At 45.2% G+C, this 527-nt stretch carries 1 protein-coding gene; it reads left to right on the top strand.

Annotation, left to right across the window (positions count from 1 at the left end; genetic code table 11):
- Nucleotides 1-68: 68 nt before the first annotated feature.
- On the top strand, nt 69-527 hold a 459-nt coding region (locus tag R7Q11_RS29090), incomplete at its 3' end, for an acyl-CoA thioesterase (protein ID WP_225467334.1).

The following is a 527-nucleotide window of genomic DNA, read 5'->3' as shown; positions in this document are numbered from 1 at the left end:
TCGCCCTATTCCCGTCACAAACGCTTGCTGCTACATTGTCAGAACAATAACTCACAAAGGAATGACAGATGAGCAGTGGTCAAAGAGATATTACCCTTCGTTTTTTAGCAGAACCTGGCGACGTTAATTTTGGCGGAAAGGTTCACGGCGGCGCTGTAATGAAATGGATCGACTTAGCCGCTTATGCATGCAGTGCCGCTTGGAGTGGAAAATACTGCATTACTGCCTATGCGGGTGGGATTCGTTTTGTTGCACCTATTCATGTTGGCAACCTTGTGGAAGTTAGCGCGAAAGTCATTTACACCGGTCGAAGCTCAATGCACATCGCCATTGATGTTCAAGCTAGCGATCCAAAACAGATGAAAAATCGTTTAACTACGCACTGTATCGTGATTATGGTAGCCGTAGATGAAAGCGGTAAACCTACCGATGTACCTAAGTGGATTCCTGAATCTGATGAAGACAAGGCTCTAGAGCAATCGGCTATTCGCTTAATGAATATGCGTAAAGAAATTGGCGAAGAGATG

This window comes from Vibrio sp. 970 (assembly GCF_033339075.1).
This window is presented reverse-complemented; position numbering and strand designations above follow the sequence as displayed.